General features: G+C 62.7%; 18 protein-coding genes. 5 read left to right on the top strand and 13 right to left on the bottom strand.

Annotated elements, in window-relative coordinates; all coding sequences use genetic code 11:
- Positions 1-259 precede the first annotated feature (259 nt).
- From X268_RS19715 to X268_RS19750, 7 genes are all read right to left on the bottom strand, one after another.
- The gene (locus tag X268_RS19715; RefSeq protein ID WP_128926453.1) at positions 260-1,753 is read right to left on the bottom strand and encodes an ATP-binding domain-containing protein; all 1,494 of its coding nucleotides are present in this window, start codon (positions 1,751-1,753) and stop codon (positions 260-262) included.
- Positions 1,750-3,441, bottom strand: a complete 1,692-nt coding sequence (locus tag X268_RS19720; protein ID WP_245477565.1) for an ATP-dependent nuclease — start codon at positions 3,439-3,441, stop codon at positions 1,750-1,752. The genes X268_RS19715 and X268_RS19720 overlap by 4 nt, the downstream gene beginning before the upstream one ends.
- Positions 3,442-3,995: 554 nt before the next feature.
- Positions 3,996-5,630 (bottom strand): hypothetical protein, encoded by a 1,635-nt coding sequence (locus X268_RS19725; protein ID WP_128926455.1) that lies wholly within the window; start codon positions 5,628-5,630, stop codon positions 3,996-3,998.
- A 222-nt stretch (positions 5,631-5,852) separates the two neighbouring features.
- The gene (locus tag X268_RS19735; protein ID WP_128926456.1) at positions 5,853-6,266 is read right to left on the bottom strand and encodes a GFA family protein; all 414 of its coding nucleotides are present in this window, start codon (positions 6,264-6,266) and stop codon (positions 5,853-5,855) included.
- A gap of 212 nt (positions 6,267-6,478) precedes the next feature.
- Positions 6,479-8,314 carry an outer membrane protein assembly factor BamB family protein gene (locus tag X268_RS19740; RefSeq protein ID WP_128926457.1) on the bottom strand — a complete coding sequence of 612 codons (1,836 nt, stop codon included), beginning with the start codon at positions 8,312-8,314 and terminating at the stop codon, positions 6,479-6,481.
- Between the two features lie 95 nt (positions 8,315-8,409).
- Positions 8,410-9,123, bottom strand: coding sequence for a class I SAM-dependent methyltransferase (locus tag X268_RS19745; protein ID WP_128926458.1), 714 nt, complete (start codon positions 9,121-9,123; stop codon positions 8,410-8,412).
- 247 nt (positions 9,124-9,370) lie between these two features.
- Positions 9,371-11,068, bottom strand: a complete 1,698-nt coding sequence (locus X268_RS19750) for a methyl-accepting chemotaxis protein (protein ID WP_128926459.1) — start codon at positions 11,066-11,068, stop codon at positions 9,371-9,373.
- A gap of 248 nt (positions 11,069-11,316) precedes the next feature.
- Here X268_RS19750 and X268_RS19755 point away from each other — a divergent pair, with 248 nt between their 5' ends.
- Positions 11,317-11,517 carry a hypothetical protein gene (locus tag X268_RS19755; protein WP_208764382.1) on the top strand — a complete coding sequence of 67 codons (201 nt, stop codon included), beginning with the start codon at positions 11,317-11,319 and terminating at the stop codon, positions 11,515-11,517.
- Positions 11,518-11,520: 3 nt separating this feature from the next.
- Here the strand turns inward: X268_RS19755 and X268_RS39545 are convergent, their stop codons facing one another.
- On the bottom strand, positions 11,521-11,685 hold the full coding sequence (locus tag X268_RS39545; RefSeq protein ID WP_164937821.1) for a hypothetical protein: 165 nt from the start codon (positions 11,683-11,685) through the stop codon (positions 11,521-11,523).
- Positions 11,686-11,784: 99 nt separating this feature from the next.
- Here X268_RS39545 and X268_RS19760 point away from each other — a divergent pair, with 99 nt between their 5' ends.
- Both X268_RS19760 and X268_RS19765 read left to right on the top strand, forming a co-directional pair.
- A complete protein-coding gene (locus X268_RS19760; RefSeq protein WP_128926461.1) occupies positions 11,785-12,159 on the top strand; it encodes a hypothetical protein in 375 nt (124 codons plus the stop codon).
- Between the two features lie 297 nt (positions 12,160-12,456).
- Complete coding sequence (locus tag X268_RS19765; protein WP_128926462.1) at positions 12,457-12,711, top strand: hypothetical protein; 255 nt, start codon at positions 12,457-12,459, stop codon at positions 12,709-12,711.
- 27 nt (positions 12,712-12,738) lie between these two features.
- Here X268_RS19765 and X268_RS40715 read toward each other — a convergent pair whose 3' ends face one another.
- The 4 genes from X268_RS40715 to X268_RS19785 all read right to left on the bottom strand — a co-directional run bounded on the left by X268_RS40715 (position 12,739) and on the right by X268_RS19785 (position 15,259).
- On the bottom strand, positions 12,739-12,981 hold the full coding sequence (locus tag X268_RS40715) for a DUF6719 family protein (RefSeq protein WP_128926463.1): 243 nt from the start codon (positions 12,979-12,981) through the stop codon (positions 12,739-12,741).
- Positions 12,982-13,235: 254 nt separating this feature from the next.
- Positions 13,236-13,943, bottom strand: a complete 708-nt coding sequence (locus X268_RS19775) for an outer membrane protein (RefSeq protein ID WP_164937822.1) — start codon at positions 13,941-13,943, stop codon at positions 13,236-13,238.
- 287 nt (positions 13,944-14,230) lie between these two features.
- Entirely contained in the window at positions 14,231-14,623 is a 393-nt protein-coding gene (locus tag X268_RS19780) for a hypothetical protein (protein ID WP_430648231.1), read from the bottom strand.
- A gap of 252 nt (positions 14,624-14,875) precedes the next feature.
- On the bottom strand, positions 14,876-15,259 hold the full coding sequence (locus tag X268_RS19785; RefSeq protein WP_128926465.1) for a His-rich protein BRANT: 384 nt from the start codon (positions 15,257-15,259) through the stop codon (positions 14,876-14,878).
- Between the two features lie 250 nt (positions 15,260-15,509).
- Here X268_RS19785 and X268_RS19790 point away from each other — a divergent pair, with 250 nt between their 5' ends.
- Together X268_RS19790 and X268_RS19795 are read left to right on the top strand one after the other, a co-directional pair.
- Entirely contained in the window at positions 15,510-16,052 is a 543-nt protein-coding gene (locus X268_RS19790; RefSeq protein WP_128926466.1) for a tetratricopeptide repeat protein, read from the top strand.
- A 107-nt stretch (positions 16,053-16,159) separates the two neighbouring features.
- Positions 16,160-17,545 carry a serine hydrolase domain-containing protein gene (locus X268_RS19795; RefSeq protein WP_128926467.1) on the top strand — a complete coding sequence of 462 codons (1,386 nt, stop codon included), beginning with the start codon at positions 16,160-16,162 and terminating at the stop codon, positions 17,543-17,545.
- On the opposite strand, the gene X268_RS19800 is transcribed toward X268_RS19795, so the two are convergent.
- The gene (locus X268_RS19800) at positions 17,535-19,103 is read right to left on the bottom strand and encodes a S10 family peptidase (protein ID WP_128926468.1); all 1,569 of its coding nucleotides are present in this window, start codon (positions 19,101-19,103) and stop codon (positions 17,535-17,537) included. The genes X268_RS19795 and X268_RS19800 overlap by 11 nt on opposite strands.
- Between the last annotated feature and the right edge of the window lie 61 nt (positions 19,104-19,164).

Raw genomic sequence — 19,164 nt, forward strand, 5'->3', positions numbered from 1 at the left:
CAAAAGAGCGTTCACGAACAGGATAAGGCCGGTGATCAGTTGGGATCACCGTCCAATTCGTCGGTAGAGTAGACCCCCGACGGAACGGCATCGAGGATCTGATGGATCCGGGGGCTTAGCCGAAGGACAAATTGCAGCGTGTTGTAAAGCCCATGTGCATTCCGGCATGCCGCGAAGGTCGCAGGTGCCTCCAGGATCGCCTCTGGCGTACTCATCAAGTCTCTATCTGGGGTAGGCACTTCGGTCATCGATCTGCACCTCAGCGAACGAAAAGCGGACTGGGTTTGTCAGGCGACAGGACAAGCATGAGTTCGCCCTTTGCGCGACTGAGCGCAACATACAGCAGGCAACGCGCTTCTGCCGTGTCCGGAAACGACTTTGCGTCGCACGGCATTACGATCACGCTCTCGCATTCTAGACCTTTCGCCTTGTGAATGGTGCTGATTGCCCGTTCGGGCGGCTGCGGGCGGGCGTAAGCGCGCCGACGAGCCAGATCAGCCAAACCATCGGCCGGATTATCAAACTGACCTATGCGGACGGCGTCCCAGAACTCGCGATGGCAATCCAACTTGACGTTCTTGAAATGAGGCTCTGATTGGGTGAATTCATGCAGGCGTGTAAGCATTCTGGCGGCGCCCTTGTGATCAGGGGATTCAAGCACGAGTCTCGCAAGCTCCTGGATCAACGCCGGCTTGCCTCGCGTGTTCTTCGAACAGCGGTCGGCTATTTCGTCGTCAAGCCGTTTCCCGAATTCTGAGGGACTGAAGCCCACGGCAACCGACTCCATGAATTTCATAATGGCTACAGCTACCTCTTCGGGTCCATTGACTCGATCTAGTTGCTGAACAAAGACTTCCAACGCCGAACGCGTGTAACCTTCCCATAGCAAGATGCGCCGATCAAAGAAGCTCCTTAGCGCGCGTGCGGTCTCGTTATAGCGCGTCAAAACAAGCAGCGAAGATTGGCGTTTTTCAAAAGCATCGACAGCACGGCGATCATTTGAACCAAGACGATAATCGAGATTTTTCTGGGCAATGTTGGTCGCATCTACAATTTTCATGCTGGGCGGCGCGGTACGTAGGTCAACCTTGCCACCTGCCTTCAGAGCGTTTCTCGCTGCCAATGTCCACTTTCCAAGTTCTGGACAGCCATTAGCCCAGCGGTGCGGATGATCAAGCTCTTCAATGCGGTCAGCGGCTCCAACCAGGTCAACCCAGGAATAAGGGTTCGCTTCCTTAAAGATTTTTTGCATGGGATCGGCGAAGACACGCACGCGCGAGCCATTGCTGTGCAATGCCATTGCAATCGCATGCTGGTCTGCACTCGAATCCTGATGCTCGTCGCAAATGACGGTCGGGTAACGCTTTGCGGCGGCTCTGCCGATCATGGGATATTTCTGAAACAGCTGAGCGACCCGCGCCGCTAACTGTGCATAACCATCCGGCCGTTGGCGTACCCAAATCATGGGATCGGCCGGGATACCGAGTCCGATATGATAGGCTGTAGCGACCTGGGCGACGAGACTGTCGATCGTCCTAATTTCCACATGCGAGCCGATCCCCCGGGTTCGCTTGGCAAAGACCGAACAGGCAGCATGTGTATGGGTCAGGATGAGCACGCGGTCGCGATTATTGCCGGCGACCTCTCCGACGTAGTCTGCGCCTTGGTGCGTCTTCCCGCAGCCTGCGGGCGCTTCCACGACAACAAGCCGGGCATCCGATCGGAGAGCAATCCGAACGGTATCGTCGCTCACAAGGTTATGTCCATAATTTCTGGCAATACGACGCCCTTCCGGACAGCATTCGCGAATGGAAGCAGCTGATCCTTAAGCGAAGGCCAAAGGTTCATATCGAAAAGCTTTTTTGCCAGTTCTTGGCCGCCACTAAGGCTCTTGAACCAATCTTGCGAATGCGACTCGTAGTGCTTTTTTTCGCTCTCCTTGCCAACCGGGACAGTTCCTGTCGCGGCGTCAATGATGAGTTGCCTCAGGTTCGCCCCGGCCTTCTCCTCGAGAACCGCAAATTCCTTGCTGTCCGACCCTAAACGCTCTTGTAAGCTTCGGAGCCGCCGTCCGGTCTTTTCGCCAGCGGGGTCTTGGACGAGGGCTTCAAGGCTGGTTTCTGGGACAAGCATGATGATATTTTCTTCCAGGCAACCGGATGGCCAGCGAAACAGCAGCGTTCCAAGCCGTTCTTCCAATTTTTTCCATCGCGTCGGATGCTTGCCATCTTCGTCGTCAGCAAACCCACCGAAACTCAAACCGCCTTCTGCGAGCGCTTCGAGCAAACCCAAAGTTGTTTCATGCCCACCTCCGTCCACGATACGGATGCCGGCTTGCTCAAGCGGGGTGCCGAGCGCACCAAGCAATAATGTGCTCGCGAATCCAACCTCGGTGACGCCTTCACATACAACTGCAAGCCTCGATAGAAAGGCTTCCGGGTCTTTCACGCGTTGCTGCGCAACCTTTGCGCCCTCAAGCTTGCCGATTTTTCCATTATGATCGACGTACCAGAGCGTCGAGTTCGATGCTGCTGATATCGCGGCAGCACTATGCGTGGTGACGAACGCCTGCGCTTTGCTTGATCCCAACTTTCCGATGAGGGCCCGCTGCCGATATGGCTCCAAGCCACGCTCAATTTCATCGACTAAGGTGATGGGGGTAGCGCCTTGGGTTTGTTCGGCGATAGCCAAAGCGGCCAAGCGACGAGTGCCCGCTCCCCAACTACTGAGTGGCAATTGCACCCCGCTTCCCTGAGCTGTCAGCCCAATCAGAGCCATTACGGAGATACCAGGAGCACCCGTGATCGAGATATCCAAACCCGTTGGCAGAGATTTGACGGCAAAGGCATCGCTCAGCGCCGAGAGTGCATCCTTGCTATCGGTGCTGAGAGCATCGACAACGTTGGTTTCTGCGAGCTTGGAGCTGAGCCTGGATCTCAGTGTCTTGTCGGCCAGCAAACGATCAAGCGCGGAGCCTTGAACAAACCGCAGATCCCGGTCATTGCGATCGTCGCTGCTCAACCGGACCGGACCAAGTTGCCGCCGCAACCCCAATGGCATGTTTTCCGATGTGCCATCAGGCTGTTTGACTTCATAGACCAGGTCCAGCTCGGGCGTGCCTGTTACCTGCACCCAGTAAACAGGTTCGTTGTGAGCGGCGGGACCATCCTCGTCGATGCTTGGCACAACGGGTTTTTTTCCATCCCAGTCCCATGGCCATGCAGCCTTCAGAAGGCTGTTGATTTTGCTATCGTCGGGTAGCGAAATTACCGCATCGATGACGAACCCGCCTTCCTCCTGCCGACCATAATAATCCGTGTCAGGCACGAAACTGGGATTGGAAGGACTGAAGAGAAGCGCGATCGCATCAAGGATACTCGTCTTGCCGACATCACCGCCTCCGAGAATGAGATTGAGCCCAGCGGCCGGGTACCACTCCATCGATTTAATCGAACGGTATCTTTGGATTGAAAGCCTTCGGATCGTGGGAGCGGAGACAGTACCTGCAGACATAAGAATGGCTTTGTTGCAATTGATCGGCGCGACTCAAAACGGCATCGCAGTTGTGATTATAAGCGACAAACGCTTGGGATGTATATCGATCAACAAACTGGCGATGACGGTATCCACCTGATCGGCAAGGTAAGAGCGCCTTCGCGCAATAAGGCGAGCCCCTACGGGCTCGTAAGAGCGGGCCCTACGGCCCGTCGGGACGGCTCCGATCAACGATCTCCGCTATTCCGTCCCAAAGCTGCAGATGAAATTTGGTTGCGGGAAGGGATTTGAACCCCTGACCTCAAGGTTATGAGGCTGACGAGCTGTCGGCGCCCATGAGCGTATGCGAAGGACTTACCGCAGTTCCAAGTGCGATTGATGGACCACGCTTCCTGATGTATCAATGAGACATCCCTCGCGTCGAAACTTCGATCGGCCAAGTCTGAAAATCAGGGGGTTACGCTGGATCTAGTGGCGCGCGGGAGGGCCTCGCCCCTCCACTAAAGCGACGCAAGCGCGCCGGCGGCACGTGCCTTGGATCGCCCGTTCGTCTTCTCATCCGACAACCCATTCGCCAAAGCGGCCTTTCGCATTTCAACCGCCTTCGCCAGGCGCGGGTCCTTCTTTGCAGCTTCGTAGGCAGGCAAGACCGCTTCCATCCAGATCAGCATGCCTTCGGCCTTGAACACCACCCGGTCGGCAGCGCTGTAAACGCTCTGGGTAATCGCAGCGACCTCACGTGACATCTTGTCTGCGCCGCTCACGCGATGATCCAGGAGCGCCGATGCATATGCGCCTTCGCCAAAATTCTCGAAGAAGCTCGTGACGGACCGACGCTCGTCGTGAGGGCCAATTCGGTTGGGCAGCCCGACCACGGTGAGCAAATCGGGCCATCCCGGCTTGCGTCCGGCCAGGGCATCGAGCGCGTGATTGAGGGAGGAAGGGGTAATCGCTTTGTCCAGATGGGCCGGTACGCGATTATCGTTACGTTGCTTAGCGGCAAGAGCGCGCATAAGATACTTGTTACGATCCTGCGGAAACGCCCACATCGAGACCGCTCCCAACTGCTGCTTCGAGTACCGCGCCACTCTTTCGAGGATCTCGATCGCAATAGGCGGTACGCTCAGCTTGATTTCGCGCTTGTTTTTGACCTCATCCGGTTTCCAGGTATAGACGCGCCAGCCAGCACGCTCCGGCGCGGGATCAGGCACCCAGCGATCGGAGCCCAAGGCGAGCATGTTCACCAGCGCGGAGCTCCGTTGGGGAATCATCCATGAAACCTGCAGGGCACCGAGGACCGCGTCGTTGTTATTGCCCCCCAAAGGCCTGACGGCCTCCAAAAGCGCGATCAGCATCCCGATCTGGGCCGGGGTCAGATAGCGCCCCGAGCGATCCTCCATCTCGTACTCGTGGGACAATGCTTCCCACCAGGTCGCGGTCGGCTCAAGGCCGGTGAAGCGCCGCTTTTGCTTGAGTCCCCAGCGCAGGACCCGCTTGGCGAGATCGACGTATTTTGCTCCAGCTGAGGGACCTGAACCGCTGGCATCGATGCGGTCGCGAACCTCTTCAAGATCTTCGAGGCGGAGCTCCTTTACGAAGCGCTTCTTGAGCTCGGCGTTTTCCGGCCGATCCCGCAATCGCGTCTCAAGCTCGGTGACGGACGAAGGCGCAAGGCGCAGCTTGGTTCCTTCGTTGCGGCCACCGTCTTTCGAGCTTTTCGTTCGCTGCGCATACTGAGTGATCAGTGTCTCGAACGTCCACAGTTCGCCCTTCAAGGCTTCAGCGCGGTCAACTGCGACAGCGACGGACTTTTCGTCGCCCCCCATCAACCTTGTTTCGATGACGGCGTCCGGGTCGCGGCCGTTCTTGATCGCGAATATTGCCTCCGTGGCGATCTTCTTCACCTGGGCGAACGTGAAGTCCCCCACCGCACCAAGCCGCCGTTTTACGACCGTGGACTTTTGGCCTCGGACACGCGTGCGAGCCTGCACATAGTAAGCAACTTCTCCGCCCCTGACGCGGATGCTCAGGCCTCTGGGATTATCGATCGCGAACTGACATTCGGCGTCCGCGTTGCGCTTCGCGCCGGCCTCGCTCAGCAAATCTTTCGTCAGAGCGTATCGCTTGTTTGCCATTTCCCTGCCTTTTGGGGATACAAGGGGATACACCGATATGGAGACCAAAGGTCCCCTCCACAAGCGGTCGATTTTGGGCACCCTCATAACCTATTATACTGTCAACAAATTTTGCGTTTCAGGCCCCTTCGGGCGATATCCTGTTTACAGACAATAGGTTTTGTAAACCGAAGGTCGGGGGTTCAATCCCCTCAGCCGGCACCATCGTCTGGCGTACAGCTCTCAGCGCGACTGCTTCGGCGCGCTGCCTCGCTGGAGGTGCTCGGCACCTTCGATCTCCACCCAATGGTGTTTCGACTGCTCGAACACCGATCTGATCGGCGCTGGGAAGTCCGGTTGCGCGATCGCGCCGACGGCGACGCCGATCATGGCAGGCAGATTGTCGGCCTGCCAATAGAGCGTTGAGCCGCAGTCAGCGCAGAAATAGCTGCGGACCTTGCCGCCGCTTGCGGCTGTCCGGACGTATGGCTTTGGCATCCCCGAGATCGTGACGGTCTCTGCGGCATAGAAGGCACCGACACCGAACGGCGCGCCGGTTCGCCGCTGGCAGTCGAGGCAATGACAGACGACGACGAGCTGCGATGGTCCCGGGAGCGACAACGCAACGGCACCGCAGCTGCATCTGGCATCGATCATCGAATTGCTCTCCCTCGTTGGCCGGATGCGAGTTGAAAAGGCACGCCATTGCTCACCCTCCGTCATTGCGTAGCGAAGCAATACAGACTGCCACCGCAGAATGACTCTGGATTGCTTCGCTGCGTTCGCAATGACGCGTTCGAGGAGATAGCCTCAACCCGTCTGCAGAAGCGTTGTAGCGCGTCCGGGACATCGGAGCGAACGCGTGATGCTCACTCCGTCCCGGCCTCGAACGCCAGCAGCACGTTGCCGGGGACGCCGCTCCATTGGCCGTAGCCGGAATTGGTGTAGAGCATGCCGCCGGCGATGACCGGCCCGGGGCCGTCGATCGCGCCGCCATGGGCGGGGACGCCGTTCACCGCCTTGAAATCCCGCGCGGTGTCGAACTCCCAGAGCAGCTTGCCGTCGGTGGCATAGGCGCGCAGGAAGCCGCTGACGCTGCCGGAGAACACGACGCCCGGGATCAGGCTCACCGCCGCCGAGAGCGCCGGGCTGCATTGGGGACGTTCGCCGCAAGCAACCGGCGGCACGTCCATCACGACCTTCCCGCTGGCAAGATCGAGGCCGAACAGGCCGCCGCCTTGGGTGGAATCGAGCTGCCGCGTGCCGTCGCGCTTGAAGCGCACGTCGGAGTTGGCGACATAGATGCGCTCCCCATCCGCGGCCGAGCCCCATTCGCTGCCGCCGAGTGAACCGCCCTTCCCGACCCGGGTCTGCCACAGGATCTTGCCGCCATCGTCGGGATCGAGCGCGTGCACGACGCCCGACTTCTGCGCGATGGCAAGAACACGTCTGCCAGCGCGCAAGGTTGTGAGGATCGGCGATTGCCCGAAATCGTGATCAGGCCCGGGGTCCTCGGGACAATTGGTCTTGTCCGCAGTGAAGCAGGCGACGACAAAGGCGTCCTTCGGCGTCGCCTGCTGCTTCCACAACAGCTTCCCGGTCGCGAGATCGAACGCCAGGATCGCATCGGCGGTCGCGGCCGGCGGATTCGAATAGGAATTGCTGGTCGCGACATAGACCGCGCCCCGCTGCGCATCGATCGTCGGCGCCGACCAGATCGCAGCGCCCGATGGGCCGAACAGCTGCGTGCCCCGGGCATTCTTGCCGGTCGGATGCGGTATCTCCGGGATCGTGTAGGCCTGCCAGATCATCTTGCCGGTCGCCGCATCCAGCGCCACCACGCTGCCGCGGAAGGTGCAGCATTCGTACGAGGCCTGGGAGCCGGCCGCTTCCTCGAGCGAGGACACCGGCACGTAGAGCACGCCCGAATGCAGCGTCGGCGCGCCGGTGATGCGCGCGGCGGCATGCTCCTCGACCTTGGTCTTCCAGATCAGCGCGCCGGTCAGCGCGTTCACCGCATAGGCGTTGGCACGCAGATCGCCGAAGAAGATCGCGACCTGGTCGGAGCCTGGAAGCTTCGCAAAGCTGATCGCGGCGCGCCCCGCCGCATCGATCGCCAGCGTCCACAGCGTGCAGCCGCTTCGTGCGTCGAGCGCGTGCACCTTGCGATCGGTGCCGCCGATGAACAGCAGGCCGCCGACGATGGTCGGCGGCGCAAAGGACACCGAGGCGCCGGGAAAGGCATAGGCCCATTTCAACCGCAACTGCGGCACCTGCGCCGCGGTCAGCCCCGCCATGTCGGCCGGCTGGAAGCGGCTGTTGCCGGCATCGACGCCCCACCCGTTCCAGCGCGGACCGTCGAGCGCTTGCGGAAAGCCGCTCACCTGCTGCGCGCAGCGGCCGTCCGCGTCGGCCGCGAGGCCACCAGCCGTCGGCATCTTGCCGGTGACGAAGGCAGCTATCGCACGGCGTTCGGCGTCGCTGCGGTCCTTCGCCATGGCGGCCATGGTGCCCGAGGTCAACGTCCCCATCACATGGTCGAACGACATCGCCTGCATGGCGCCGCGGCCCGGCACGCGGCTCTGCGCATCGCCGTCGTGGCATTGCGCGCAATGCGTTGCATAGAGCGCCGCACCGTCCTGCTGCGCCAGCGCCGGCGCGCTGCACCAGATCAACAACGCGACCAGCACGGCACGTACGCTCATGGTAGGCTCCGGCATGCGAGATGAGAACGCTTCACACAACCTTAAGTCTATCGCCATCACGATCGCGGACGCAATGGAGTTGCGCCCTCCGGCCGTCACACATCCGTGGCGATGCGGATGCGATCCGGCAACGCGTCCAGCTGCCAGAGCCCGAGGCTCTTGTCGCGCCAACCGCCATCGCCCTCCTCGCACCGCTCGTCGATCAACTCGCGCGGCGCCGGCCAGTCGAACGGCGCCCTCGTCATGTTGAGCGCGCGCCAGTCGCCGTCCTCGCAATCGTGATTGTCCTCGACTTCCGGAAACGTCGTGGCGAGCAAGAATTGCGCGCCACTCTCGCGAAAGCGGGCGGTGACGCGGGCGATGTTCTGGAAACTCAGATGCACCAGGCAGTCGCGGCACAGGATCAGATCGGCGTGCGGCAGTGCATCGCGGGTGATATCGGCAACCAGGAAACGGCCGGCGAGTTCGCCGTCCGCCACGCGCCGGTTGTTGGCCTCGATCAGCGCCGGCACGATGTCGATGCCGATGTAGTCGAGATCGAGCTTGAGGAGGCCGATCCAGCCCGCATCGCCACAGGGCGCATCGAGCAGCGAGCGCACGCCGAGCCGTTGCAGCAACGGCGGAAGTGCGTCCCGGATCGCGGCGGTGGCGGTGTCCTCCGAGCCGAGGCCCGACACCGAGCTGACAGCGCCCCAGAGGTTCGTCCGCTCGATCCGCTCGAACCGCGCAGCGAGATCCAGCCCTGAGAAATTGTCGCGGTCGGCGACGAAGCGGTCGTGGGCAAGCACGGAGGGACGATTGGAGATCATCGGGCAAGACCTGTTGCGGCGCAGGTACTATACACGCCAGGCGAACTGTTCGAAATTGCCTGGCAGCGAACCCAATCGCGTTATTGGTCTCGTCCAGTCACATGCGCCCGACCACCGCAAAAGAGAAGGCCAGATCGTCGCCGGCGCGGTGACGGCCGTCATCATGACGGCCATGCTCTTGGTGGTCGTGCTCGGTTTCCTGGCTGGCGTGACCGAGGCCGCGGCAGACGAACGCCGGCGCCCGGGCTTACGCCGTGCGCACCGTCCGCAGGAATTTTCCGACCTCGTCCTTCAGCCGGTTGCTGTCGGTCGCCAGCATCTTGGCGGTCGAGAGCCCCTCCGAGGAGGCCGAGCCGGTCTCGGCAGCGCCGCGCTGCACGTCGGTGATGTTCGAGGAGACCTGCTGGGTGCCGTGAGCGGCCTGCTGCACGTTGCGCGAGATCTCCTGGGTCGCGGCGCCCTGCTCCTCGACCGCCGCGGCAATGGTCGAGGACACCTCCGACAGCCGCTCGATGGTCACGGAGATGTCGCGGATCGCGTTGACCGATTCTTGCGTCGCGGTCTGGATCCCGGTGATCTGCTGGCTGATCTCGCCGGTCGCTTTCGCGGTCTGCTCGGCGAGCGTCTTCACCTCGGAGGCAACGACGGCGAAGCCGCGGCCGGCCTCGCCGGCGCGCGCCGCCTCGATCGTGGCGTTGAGCGCCAAGAGGTTGGTCTGGCCGGCAATGGTGTTGATCAGTTCGACGACGTCGCCGATCCGCGTCGCTGCGACCGAGAGCTCGCTGACCCGTTCCGTCGTGGTGCGGGCCTGGGCGACGGCTTCACCCGCCATCCGCGCGGATTCCTGCACCTGTCGGCTGATCTCGTTGACCGACGAGGACAGCTCCTCCGTGGCAGTCGCGACCGATTGCACGTTGCCGGTGGCTTCGCCGGAGGCAACCGCAACGACCGAGGTCAGCTCCTGCGCGCGCTGCGCGGTGGTGGCCAGCGTCGAGGACGACGCTTCGAGCTCGGTGGAAGCGGATCCGACGGTCTCGATGATCTCGGCGACCGCACGTTCGAAACCGTCGGCGAGATCGATCATGTCCCGGCGACGCTGCTCGGCAGCCTGCTTCTCTGCTTCGAGCTGCGCAGCCTTGAGGCGCTCGACCTCGAGGCCGTTGGTCTTGAACACTTCGACGGTCTTGGCCATGTCGCCGATCTCGTCGCGCCGGTCCTTCTCGGGCACCTCGGTGCTGAGATCGTTGCGGGCAAGTCCCTCCATGGCGAGCTTGAGCCGGGCGATCGGCTGCGACATTGCCTTGAGACCGATGAACAGCGCGATCAGGATGCCCAGGACGAGGCCGCCGGCGCTGACGCCGATCACGGTCCAGGTCGCAGCGTGAGCGTCGCGGTTGATGGCGTCCTTGCGCTTGGCAACCACCTGCGCGGTCTCGGTGGTGAACTTGGCGATGCGCGCCAGGGCCGCGTCGAGCAACGGATCGCACTCCTTGTGAGCCCGATCAGCGGCCTTGGCATTCTCTTCGGTGCTGCTGGCCTGCGATCCGGCCTTCAGCACCGGGTCGCACCCTGCGAAGGCCGCCGTCAGCTGGTCACCGATGCTCTTGATCTGGCTCGCGCGTGACGGATCATCCTGCTCCGCCGCGTCCAGATATTGACGGATCTCGTCGCGATTCTGGTTCGCAGTCTTCAGGCGAGCGGCATTGCCGGCCTCGGTCGCCTCGGTGAAGATGGCATAGAGCGCGGCATGATAAGTCTCCGTGCGGCGCTGGGCGCGCGCAAGGCTGAGGGCGGAGGATTGCGCGGCGGCGAGTTCGCCGAAGCCATCGACGGTCGCGGACAGCTCACGCACACCGAAGGTCGCGACGCCGATCATCGCACACCCCATCACGGTCACGATCAGCGCGACCTTCCACACGATCTTCAGATTGTTCAAAAAGCTCATTTCCGCCGCCCGATGATGGTTCTGCTGACGCATATTCCCAGCACCGGCATTGGAACCGGCGGACGTTAAAATTTAATCTCAATGACCCGAGTAGTCTTACGGAAAACTAACCCTTCTGCGCTCCGGCGTAAGCCTCGCGTAAGCTTCGGCCTGTTTTCACTCAGGAGCGACCCTGATCACCGCTCCGGGAACCGCGGCCCGATGGCAGCCGTTGTCAGCGCATGCGGATCAGAGAAGAGAACCGAAACATGTTTCTGCTGGCGACGGTGACGCTGTGCTGCAGCGCCTTGGCCGGCACATTGACGCTGCTTCAGCCAATGCTCGAGCCGGCTCCGGCAAGGCTGGGCGCAGAGCGATCTGCCATCGATGCTCCCCGGACGCCGGTTCAGACACCGGTCCGGGTGGTCGGCGCGCCGTTCGAGCCCAACGTCAATCCGCGCGAGCGATAGCACTCACCTCGGCGATACCTTCGTGCCCTCTTCGGGCCAGCCATGGGCACGGGCCAATTCCTCCACGAACGCGATCACCTCCGCCCGCTTGTCGGGCGGCAGCGACAGGAAGGCGCGGATGAGCCTCAGCCCCTCCACCTCTTCCGACCGTTCTTTTCCGGCATCCATCTGGCTAATGTCGGGCGATCGGGAAAAATATGCAATCCCTTGCAAACCTCCTTGATTCGTCGCAGCCGCTTTGCTGGAATGAGGTGGCTGAGGTCGATCATGAAATGGATCAGGGAGCGCGACGCACTGATCGCGCAGACACTGGCCTTCGTCCAATCGGTAACCGGCAGAAAGGATGACGTCCTTCAGCCGGAGAGGACCACGGTTGCGTCGATCAGCGCGACCGAGTTTGTCGCGGTCGAGACCGTCACGGTCGAGGCCGAGCTGACGCAAGCTTCCGCGCCGCCTCTGCCCACGCCTCTTCCGCCGCCACGGGCCGGCGGAGATTTCCGCTCCGAGATGCAGGCCCGCATCGCCAATTTCCGCAAGCATCAGGAGCGGTTCGAGCGCGAGCGCGAGGAATATTGTGCCGCAACCCTGACCAAATTGCGCGCCGCCATCCGCGACGCCCCCGGCCCATCGGCCGAAAGGTAAGCCGCCCCCAGAGGGCCTAAAGCCAGGACCAGACCAGCCAAAGATTGGCCGCGCAGGCGCCGAATAGCGCCAGCGTCAGCGGTAGGAGCATGTGCCCGCAGGAGGTCTTGAGGTCGCTCGTCATAGCGGAAAACATCCGCTGATTCCGGCCAAGGAGTCCCAGGGATTCTTTTTTCCCGGATTCAGGACTCGTTAAGGACTCAGGGCTCGGCCCCTCGATCACGGCTCCGTGATCGACGGTCGACCGGAACCCCTTACCCCGCAAGCTCGTTAATTGCCAATCTTGGAGCGGTAAGAATGCCCTACGCCCTGTTCTGCAACGACGCCCAGATCAGCAAGGCCTATCCGAGCGAGGCCGACGTCTGGAAGCTGGCCCAGCGGAGTGGTCTCGTCGTCGATGTCATGGCGGACGATGAGCGGCCCGGACCACGCCGGGTGCTCGACAATGACTACGAGATCGCGCCTTGCCAAGCAGCCCAAGGCGAGGCCCCCGCCAAGAACAAGGCCGAGGCCGACCGCCAGTCCAGGATGGAGCTTGAGCTGAATTCCTGAGGATTGCAGGCGAAAGCCGCAAAGTGGTTAGGGCGTGGCGGCCGCAAGCGATGCCTGCTCGCCCGGCATGGGCACACAGGCCTTGCGGCGGTGCAGCCCGCGGATGGCGCCGGTCACCTTCAGCACCTTGCCCGACGGACAGGAAGCGTCCTTGACGAAAGCCACCTCGTAGGGTGCCAACATCAGAGGCTCGGATTTGAGGATTGTTTGTGCAGAGCACGGCAGGCAGAGGAAGCACGAAAGCACCCCTGCCGACACCAAGATACGCATGTCCGTCGTCCCACCAGCCCGGTAATTCTCATATAACGCGTTCCGGAGCGCGAGTTCCGTAAGCGGCAAAAATTATTTTTGCTTTACCCAACTCCCATGACGCGCGTGAGAAGGCGCGCTCCGGAATGTTTGCTTGCAAATGACGCGCCAGATGGTTCACGCATTGCAAACCCCGGGGCCGATGGGACCGGCCGACAAAAGAAAGGCCGGCGGTGCCTGCCTTTCTTTGTCTGAGCGTGGTTGCGGTGGAAGGGTCAGTAGCGCGAGGCTGCTGGCCCGCCCCAGCCGAAGCGGTAGTTCACACCGACCTTGACGGTATGCTCGTCCTCCCGGCCGCGGACGCCGACGATGTCGGCCGGACCGGAGGTGAAGGTGGTGCTGCCGAAATTGTAGTACTGGTACTCGGCCTTGGCCGACCAGTTCGGCGCGAACATGTATTCAAGGCCGGCGCCGACGGTGTAGCCATCCTTGTTGTTGCCGGTGGCGGTGAAGGTCTGCGGCACGCCGGCGACATTGACGCCCAGGCCGCCATTACGCCAGGCGTAACCGCCCTTGGCGTAGAGCAGCGTCGGACCCCAGGTGTAGCCGATGCGACCGGTCACCGACCCGAGCTGGTCGGTGTTGGAGGTCACCTGCGTGCCCAGCGGGAACGTGACACCGTTGTTGTTGGTGGGCAGCCAGGAATACTGGGCTTCGATACCCACCACCCAATTCGGTGCGAACTGGTAGTCGAAGCCGCCCTGCACGCCGCCCAGGAAGCGGGCGTCGCTGGACTGGAAGCTGCTGTCGCCGGCAAACGCGCCGCCGACATGGCCGCCGATGTAGAAACCGGTCCAATTGTAGATCACCTGCGGCGGCGTATAGGCCGGAGCCTTGGTGTAGGTGCGCGGCTGCATGTCCGCCGCTGCAGCCGGCGCGGCCAGCGCGAGCAGAGCGGCCGCACCCAGCAAAATCGATTTCATCATCATCCCCGTTCTTTCATTTACAACACTCAGGAAACAACGTGGCGTGAATTGGGTTGCTTCGCGGCGGTGCCGGAACGTTGATCGTTCGTTACTGTGACGGGTTGGCAACATCGCGATTTTGTTCCGTCAAGTCGCTCTGGCCCGACCGTTTTTGTCACCTGCGCAAGGCCTGCCGTAACAATTTGTCGCAACACGAAACCGCCCCGTTCAAAGCTCGCCGAAATGTGATCCGGCCGCTCCGGCAGCCTTCAATCTAACAGGCGGCGATGAAGGCGGGCTTTGCCTCACCGCGTCATCTTTTCCAGTTCCGGAAAGGGTGCGTAAACCGCACCTGCGCAGAGCTCGCTGGTCCGGTCGACGACGCGGTCGCCTCGCCCGTTGACGAAGATCACGGCGCGCTCGCGCATGGCCTTGTAGCTGCCGTCGGTCTCGCGCGGGGTGAAGTGCAGACAGCTCACGTAGAACTGCCGGCCGCCGACCTCGCGCTGAACCGGCTCGGCCATGCTGGCCTCGCGCACGCCGACCGGATTGTTTAGATAGGTGCGCATCAGGGCCAGCGTATCGCTGCGGAAATTATCGGGAAACGGCTGCGGCCCTCCGGCCTGGGACCCGCCGACGAACGTTGGACGGTCGCCATCGCTGCCGAAACATGCCGTTAGCGCCAGCGGCAAGGCCATGATCAATGCCAAGCGTGCCGTACGTTTCGCCAATCGTCCCACAGGTCTCGCTCTCCGCTCGATCAGACTCGGAGACGTTCTAGCCGCTAGGTTGCGCAAAGGGAATTCGCATCCGCGCGGCCTTTCGACCAACGCACCGTCCCGCCGCCGGCGTCTGCGCTTTCGCGCAAGGCGCCGAGACAGCGGGCCGGGCCTGAGGTCCTGACGCGGCGGCGGGGCAATGCTTGGAATGCCGCCGCGCAGGATCAGTCGTTAGCTGCGCTTCTCGGTGGTTGCCGGCTTGGTCAGGTCCGGCTGCGCCTTCTGCGACTTCTTGGCCGAAAGATGCTTGTTGTGATGGCGATGCGTGCGTACCGTCTTGTGCTCGTCCGGCGTCACGGCCGCGTTGGCATTCATCGCTTTCGACTTGCCATCCACCTTGGCATCCGCCTTGACGTCAGCAGGCTTGGCTTCGGGAGTCTTGGCGTCGGCCTTGACGCCGGCGTCCGGTTTCACGGCGGTGGTCGAGGACTTGGTCTGGCTCTGGTCCGCCTTGATCACCGGCGCGGTCGTGGTGGTCTTGCCGGTCTCGGCAGCGAAAGCCGGAGCTGCGATGACGGAAGCTGCGAGCAAGGCTGCGGAAATGGTCTTCAGCATGGTGGTCTCCTCTTGAAAGGATCTTGAGGCGGCGCCCTCTCGCCAACTCTTCGATCGTGGGTGGGAGCCTAGGGGGAGCGCGCTGAACCCAGTCTGAAGCCGATTGCAGGCTTCCGTTCATCTCGATGACAAGTTTGTCATCTGGAAGCGGGCGAAGGGATCGTGCGATGCGGGAATGTTTTTGCCGGTCGGGTGTTCCGGTCTTCGGGCAATCGTGTAGGATCGCCACGTTCCATACGGGAGAATTTAGATGCGCAAACTCTCAATGCTTGTCTTGCCGGGACTGGTCGCCATGTCGCTGGCGGCCGCACCGGTGCTGTCCAGCGCCTATGCTGCCGGCAGTGACGAGCCCTCGTCGCCGCCGAAGTCGGACTCTTCGTCCAAGAAGGGCAAGAAGAAGAGCTCTTCCGTCAGCGACCCCAAATTCCTCGCCGCCTATCGCACCGCCTACACTGCGATCTACGACAAGCAGGACTACACCGGTGCGATCGATCAGTTGAAGTCGCTGAAGCGCGACGATGTCGCCGACGTCGCCAATCTGATCGGCTACTCCTATCGCAAGCTCGGCGACTACCAGTCGTCGAAGGCCTATTACGAGCTCGCGCTGAAGGACGATCCGAACCACGTCCGCACCTGGCAGTATTACGGCCTCTGGCAGCTCGAGCAGGGCAACCGCGAACAGGCACAGTATCATCTGGGCAAGATCGCCGCGCTCGCCGGCACCGACAGCTCCGAGTATCGCTCGCTCGCCGCAGCGCTCGACAAGCCGACCGGCGCGACGCTCGTCTACTGACGACATCGCAAGTTCGAACGAACTCAACGGGCACAACCTTCGAGTTGTGCCCGTTCCGCTTTCTCGGCTAGCCTCTCGCACCAATCCCTCCGGCAAATCGGTGTGCAATGGATGAATGGCTGCGATCCGCGATCGACTACATCGGCCCCTGGATCGAATTCCAACTGACGACAATCCAGCAGCCAGGCGTCATCGTTGCGTTCGCCCATCGCGGCGAGATCGTCGCCGAGCATGCGTTCGGCCTCGCCAATCTCGACACCGGCGAGAAGCTCACCCCGCGCCACCGCTGCCGGATCGCCTCCCATTCCAAGAGCTTCACCTCGGCCGGCATCATGAAGCTGCGCGAGCAGCACAAGATCCGGCTCGACGACACGGTCGGCCAATATGTCGGCGGCCTGCATCCGCGCGTCGCCGAGACCACGATCGCACAGGCACTGTCGCACAGCGCTGGCCTGACCCGCGACGGCGCCGATTCCGGCCAGTTCATCGACCGCCGTCCCTATCTCAACGCGAAGGAGCTGCTGGCAGAATTGAAGCTGCCGACCGCGATCGAGCCCGGCACCCGCTTCAAATATTCCAATCACGGCTTTGGCCTGCTCGGCCTCGTGATCGAGGCGGTTGCGAAGGAGCCCTACTCGGTCTGGATCAAGCGCGAAATCATCGAGCCCGCAGGGCTTCGCGAAACCGAGCCGGACGCGCCACTTCGCAAAGGCGCGCCGTTCGCGCGCGGCCATACGCGCAAAGTGCCGCTGGGCGAGCGTTGCGTGATCCCCGGCGACAATCCCACCAACGCAATGGCAGCAGCCACGGGCTTCGCCGCCAGTGCGGCCGACACCGCCCGCTTCTTCGCGCAGCTCGCACCCAATGCGAAGCAGAGCCTGCTGTCGGCCGCAAGTCGTCGCGAGATGACGCGCCACCATTGGCGCATCCCGCAGAGCTTCGAGGGCTATTACGGCTTGGGTATCGGCGCCGGCAAGCTGGACGGTTGGGACTGGTTCGGTCATGGCGGCCACTTCCAGGGCTATATCTCGAGGACCTGCGTCATCCCGGACTGCGAGCTCGCGATCAGCATCATCAGCAACTCCATCGACGGTGGGGCACCGTTCTGGATGGACGGCGCGCTGCAGATCCTGCGCGTGTTCAAGTCCCGCGGCGCGGCCGACCGTCGCCTACGCGACTGGACTGGCCGCTGGTGGACGATCTGGGGCGCGACTGACCTCGTCCCCGCGGGCAACCGCGTGCTCGTCGCCAATCCGCAATTCATCAATCCGTTCATGGATGCCGCCGAGATCGAGGTCACCGGCCGCGACACCGGCAGGCTGGCCTGGGCTGCAGGCTATTCCAGCCACGGCGAGCCGGTGCGCCGCATCCGCGACAAGCGCGGCAAGGTCAGCGACATCTGGATCGCAGGCGCCAATGTGAAGCCGGAGCGCGTCGTGGCGAAGGAAATTGCGCGACGCTATCCACCGCGCAAACGGCGCCCTACTCCCTAACCAGCGCCTCGCCCTCGCTGCGAAGCGCCTGCCGTGAGCCGTCGCGCGAATAGAACATGTGGCCGCCGGGATAGACCACGAACTTCACCCGCTGCGTCACGAACGCCGGCAGCTGATCGAGCACCCGCTTCGTTCCGAAATAGGGCGTGGCAAGGTCGAACAGGCCATGCGCGACCAGCACGTTCAGCTTGGCATCCGTGGCGAGGATCTGGCGCAGATCGGACACCGATTGCGGCGGATTGATGCCGCGGCCGAAATCCCAGTGACCTTCCACGGCGCCGTTCAGCACTTCGTAGGAGCCGTCGGGCCGCCAGTTGAGCTTGCGCGCGAGCAGGTCGACCGCGGCGCTCGTCAGCGGCGCCTGGAGCGCATCGCCTGAGGGATCGCCGAACCGCGAGCTGCTCGAATCCGGATAGGGATCGAAGCCGCGCACAGAGCCGTCGTAACGTCCTGTCACCTTACCATTCTTGCGGTCGAATTCGCGGCGGAATTCACCGACGTCGAAGCGTCCGGCAAGGCGGCGGCTCGCCGCCTGGTCGATGCCGGTAAGCTCGGCGACCTTGTCGGCTAGACGATTGGTTGCCTCCTTGTCCGCCTCGCCCTTGATGAGGTCGGCCAGGAATTCGCCCCGCGCGTAAGCTTCAACATCGGCGAGATCGGCGCGCTTGACCGCCCCCTTGGCTTCGCGCGCCACCGCGACATAGCTCGGCAAGGTCGCGACATATTGCAGGAGGCTGGTGCCGGTGAACTCGCGGAAATCGAGCAGCGGCGAGACCAGGATCAAGCCCCTGACGCCGACGCCGTGCTGGAGTTGCAACTGGCGCACCACCTTCGGTCCGCGAATGCCGCCATAGCTCTCGCCCGCGACGTATTTCGGCGAGGTCAGCCGGTCGTGTTTCTCGAGCCACCGGCGGATCACGAGCGCGATCGCATTGACGTCGCCATCGACGGAGTAGAACGATTTGCGTGCGTCCTCGCCGCTCGCGACGAAGCGGCTGTAGCCTGTGCTGACGGGATCGATGAAGACGAGGTCGGTGAAATCGAGCCAGGTCTCCGCGTTCGGCTTCACCTCGGGCGAGGCCGACGGCGACAATGCCTCGCCATCGAGCGGCAGCCGCCACGGACCGGCGGCGCCGAACTGGAGCCAGGCCGAGGACGCGCCGGGCCCGCCATTGAACAGGAAGGTGACCGGGCGCGTGGCGCGATCAGCGCCGTCGAGCTGGTAAGAGGTGTAAGCGATGTCGGCCAGCGGCTCGCCCTTGCCGTCGAACACGCGGATCGAGCCGGCGGTGGCCGTGAAGTTGAGCGTCCGGCCGGGCAGATCGAGCGTCTGCTGGGTGGTTGAATCCGGCGGGAGGCGGTGCGGCTCGGCGGCCGACGGCGACGCCTGCGCCGCACCTTGCGCGTTGCCGGCATGCCCACCTTTCTGTCCCGCTGGCGACGCCGCCTCGGAGCGCGGCTGCGGCTGATCCTCCGCGCGCGCAACGCTCGCGAGCGCGAGCGCAGACACGGCCAGCACGAGCCCGGTTCGTCGCAGCGTCGGCAAGATCGCGAGCATGGTCGTTCTCCCTGCCCGGCTCTATTAGCCGATGCGCACCCAAGCTAGCGAGGAATTGCGA

The sequence above is a fragment of the Bradyrhizobium guangxiense genome (assembly GCF_004114915.1).
In the GTDB taxonomy this organism is placed as follows: Bacteria; Pseudomonadota; Alphaproteobacteria; order Rhizobiales; family Xanthobacteraceae; genus Bradyrhizobium; species Bradyrhizobium guangxiense.

What these genes read in the sequence shown, in the direction of transcription:
- X268_RS19785 (WP_128926465.1), bottom strand. Translation starts at nt 15,259, where the DNA reads ATGCTGAAGACCATTTCCGCAGCCTTGCTCGCAGCTTCCGTCATCGCA.
- X268_RS19765 (WP_128926462.1), top strand. Translation starts at nt 12,457, where the DNA reads ATGCCCTACGCCCTGTTCTGCAACGACGCCCAGATCAGCAAGGCCTAT.
- X268_RS39545 (WP_164937821.1), bottom strand. Translation starts at nt 11,685, where the DNA reads ATGGATGCCGGAAAAGAACGGTCGGAAGAGGTGGAGGGGCTGAGGCTC.
- X268_RS19800 (WP_128926468.1), bottom strand. Translation starts at nt 19,103, where the DNA reads ATGCTCGCGATCTTGCCGACGCTGCGACGAACCGGGCTCGTGCTGGCC.
- X268_RS19745 (WP_128926458.1), bottom strand. Translation starts at nt 9,123, where the DNA reads ATGATCTCCAATCGTCCCTCCGTGCTTGCCCACGACCGCTTCGTCGCC.
- X268_RS19750 (WP_128926459.1), bottom strand. Translation starts at nt 11,068, where the DNA reads ATGAGCTTTTTGAACAATCTGAAGATCGTGTGGAAGGTCGCGCTGATC.
- X268_RS19735 (WP_128926456.1), bottom strand. Translation starts at nt 6,266, where the DNA reads ATGATCGATGCCAGATGCAGCTGCGGTGCCGTTGCGTTGTCGCTCCCG.
- X268_RS40715 (WP_128926463.1), bottom strand. Translation starts at nt 12,981, where the DNA reads ATGCGTATCTTGGTGTCGGCAGGGGTGCTTTCGTGCTTCCTCTGCCTG.
- X268_RS19790 (WP_128926466.1), top strand. Translation starts at nt 15,510, where the DNA reads ATGCGCAAACTCTCAATGCTTGTCTTGCCGGGACTGGTCGCCATGTCG.
- X268_RS19795 (WP_128926467.1), top strand. Translation starts at nt 16,160, where the DNA reads ATGGATGAATGGCTGCGATCCGCGATCGACTACATCGGCCCCTGGATC.
- X268_RS19760 (WP_128926461.1), top strand. Translation starts at nt 11,785, where the DNA reads ATGAAATGGATCAGGGAGCGCGACGCACTGATCGCGCAGACACTGGCC.
- X268_RS19725 (WP_128926455.1), bottom strand. Translation starts at nt 5,630, where the DNA reads ATGGCAAACAAGCGATACGCTCTGACGAAAGATTTGCTGAGCGAGGCC.
- X268_RS19740 (WP_128926457.1), bottom strand. Translation starts at nt 8,314, where the DNA reads ATGAGCGTACGTGCCGTGCTGGTCGCGTTGTTGATCTGGTGCAGCGCG.
- X268_RS19755 (WP_208764382.1), top strand. Translation starts at nt 11,317, where the DNA reads ATGTTTCTGCTGGCGACGGTGACGCTGTGCTGCAGCGCCTTGGCCGGC.
- X268_RS19720 (WP_245477565.1), bottom strand. Translation starts at nt 3,441, where the DNA reads ATGGAGTGGTACCCGGCCGCTGGGCTCAATCTCATTCTCGGAGGCGGT.
- X268_RS19780 (WP_430648231.1), bottom strand. Translation starts at nt 14,623, where the DNA reads ATGGCCTTGCCGCTGGCGCTAACGGCATGTTTCGGCAGCGATGGCGAC.
- X268_RS19775 (WP_164937822.1), bottom strand. Translation starts at nt 13,943, where the DNA reads ATGAAATCGATTTTGCTGGGTGCGGCCGCTCTGCTCGCGCTGGCCGCG.